Below are 2793 nucleotides of genomic sequence, written 5' to 3' on the forward strand. Positions count from 1 at the left end.
GTCAGCAGCCCAAACAGCAGACTCCCCAGCACGCCTATTGCCGCCCACTGAGACGGGGAAACCCTGTCCAGCAACTGCAGGAACCAGTAGCCCGTTCCCACCGCTGACGTGGTGTATGACACACCTGTTGTGATTTTTTCCATCTGGTACATACCCCGTCTCCCGTTATCCGGAAGCTCACAACAATATAAAGACCACCGGCACACACCGATGGTCCCTTGCGCAGGCTTACATCATCATGTCGCTGTCAGGTGTGGGTTCACCGCCATCTGAAGCACTCCCGTCACCCGCGATACCTTCCGGCTCCGGAACCGCTGGTACGCCCAGCAGCTCATCCAGAATGGCATCCACTTCTGCATCAAGACGCGACTCAAGGTTCTGGCGGAGTTTCTGTTTCAGTGCGCTCAGGACTTCTTCAGAGCGCAGGACTTCCTTCACTGCCTCAGCAGTGACCAGGGATGTGATTTCTGACATGGGATTTTCTCGTTGAAAGGTGTTGTCAAGAAAGTGACTACGGAATGAGCGGATCTTCGGGTTTGCTTCCGGCTGACTGACTGGCGCTGATTCTCTCAGCGGCCCTTTTATCAATCTGCCTGCGCCAGAAATCGCGCACTGCCCTGTACCCACCCGAAAGAAGATACATAACACAGACTGCCATACAGAAGTACAGCATTACCTGATGAATAAATGTCATAATTTCTTACCGTTATGGTTGACAATGAGAACTGTTTTCATTTAGAAATGATTGATGTCGAAAGCATCTTTTCTTTACATTCTCCATTGGGATTACCTCCGCCAGCTTCCATTCCTGCCGCTGGCGGCTTTTTTTATCATGCCGCGATGTCCGCGTTGTTCACTTCCACCTTCACACTGTCAATCAGCAGCGTATATGTCGCCGCCTTTGATATGCCTGTCAGTTGCAGTTTGTCCGCCGCCCCTGATGCCGGAGATTTCACCAGTGTGAACGGCGTCCCCCGTTTCTCATCCAGTACCGGCGTCACCTGAATGCTGTTGTTTCCGGCAAACTCAAAAGCCAGTGTGTGCCATCCGTTATCAAAGACCCCGAACGTTTCCAGCTTCGCATTCGGCTTCTTGTGGTGCATCGCGTTCAGGTTCGTCGCATCCGTCTGCAGAAAGAAGGACATCAGCATGTCGTTGCCTTCCTCTGCCAGCGTCACTCCCTCCGGCAGGGACGACAACTGCCAGTAAATGCCCAGGGCAAACTGATTCGGCACCAGTGAACCCGGCAACTTAAACCGTACGCTCACACGTCCCCCCTTCTTCAGTAACTCCACTCCCTGTCCGGCTGCATCATGCTCCAGAAACCAGATGTGGTTTTCCGGTTTATTCAGTTGCAGGGCCTTACCTCCCGTAGCCCCCGCATCACTGACCACCGCTTCAGCAATGTTTTTGTTAACATTGTCTCCGCTCGCCGGTTTGTGATAATAGCGCCAGCCCTGTGATGCCAGGTCTTCGCCGGACGCCAGCAGACTCATCAGGGTTCGGTTACTGACCGGGGCTTCCGGCTCTCTCTCCGTACCTTCACCGGAAGGTCCGGTGGGCTTCACCGTATCAGGCTGTTTTCCGGTAATGAATTCAGCGTTTCTCCCGGCATGCACAAGAATCGCCGTTGCCAGACGGTCGGAAATAATCCCACGACGTGCCCATGATCCAAAATGCGTTTTACGGTCGGCCGTCGTCCAGGTTTTGGCGTCCGTTCGACCACCGGCTCCGTAATACCCAATATCCGCAACATCCGGATCTTCTGACGGCTCGTTGGTACCCACATTTCGCCCGTTTTCATCCGTCATAAACGGCACAAAGAAGATTTTTTTTGCGGATTTCGTCTTGTATGCACCATACACCGCATCGTATTGCGAAGAATAAGTCTGCTTCCAGTAGTAGGTCGTGTCGCCACAAATCCAGGGAACCGATGACGGAGAGCCCCCGAGACACTGACCTCCGAATTCCGACAGGTCAGAACGATATTTTTCCACCATGGAATCAAACAGCCCCGGCTGGGTGGCGTATGCACCCTGTTTCAAATCAAACTCGCCCTGCATCCAGACCACTGCAAGCAGAATATTTTTAGGGTTGGCCTTCAGTGCGGCCTGAGTACGGGTAAGCAGGTCCTTGTACAGTGGCTTATCTACACCCCAGCGTGCCGAGGTCTCGCTTGCGCCGGTGGATTCGCTGAAGGTACCTTCATCGCCCGCCAAAAATGCAGAACCACCACGGCAGCACGGAACCAGAAGAATACCGGCATTCGCCGGAATAAACGGCAACAATTTCTTCGCGATATGTAATCCCTGCCCCACGCATCCATACTGAGCTGCGCTGGCTTTCGGGTGTGAAAACTTACTCAAATCCTGAACATCATGCAGGCAGTGGTCCGCAGGAATAATGTCATTGTAGTTACAGAACGCACCACCCGGCGTGACAGTGCTGCGACGCGCCAGCTGTTTAATACGCGGGTCCGGACGGTCATATGTCTCCGGCAGCGGAAGCCCTTCACCATACGCCATACCGTTTGACTGCCCGGCCAGGGCAACAACAAAGTAATACTCCGGGTTGCTGGTGGTGCTGATAACTGCGCCTTCTCCATCCGACGGCTTCACCACCACAGGTGTGGTGACATCACCTTCCGCCGCAATGGCCTGCATCAGGGTATAAGGCGTGATGGCCACCGGACTGCCAAATGGCTGCCACCCCTCCTTCAGTTTTTGTGTCAGTCGTTTCGCAAGGTCTGACGGCGATGCCGCCCTGACAACATCATAGTGTTTAAATGCCATG

General features: G+C 53.8%; 4 protein-coding genes. All 4 read right to left on the reverse strand.

Annotation, left to right across the window (positions count from 1 at the left end):
* Positions 1-152: phage holin (locus C4F37_RS26900; protein WP_001673212.1), on the reverse strand; the 152-nt coding region annotated here is incomplete at its 3' end.
* A 76-nt stretch (positions 153-228) separates the two neighbouring features.
* Positions 229-474, reverse strand: coding sequence for a DUF826 domain-containing protein (locus C4F37_RS26905; RefSeq protein WP_001538590.1), 246 nt, complete (start codon positions 472-474; stop codon positions 229-231).
* Between the two features lie 37 nt (positions 475-511).
* Complete coding sequence (locus tag C4F37_RS26910) at positions 512-694, reverse strand: DUF1378 family protein (protein ID WP_023143432.1); 183 nt, start codon at positions 692-694, stop codon at positions 512-514.
* A 136-nt stretch (positions 695-830) separates the two neighbouring features.
* Complete coding sequence (locus C4F37_RS26915) at positions 831-2792, reverse strand: SASA family carbohydrate esterase (RefSeq protein WP_001550966.1); 1962 nt, start codon at positions 2790-2792, stop codon at positions 831-833.
* Position 2793: the final 1 nt, after the last annotated feature.

This window comes from Escherichia sp. R1 (genome assembly GCF_003000935.1).
Lineage (GTDB): Bacteria > Pseudomonadota > Gammaproteobacteria > Enterobacterales > Enterobacteriaceae > Escherichia > Escherichia coli.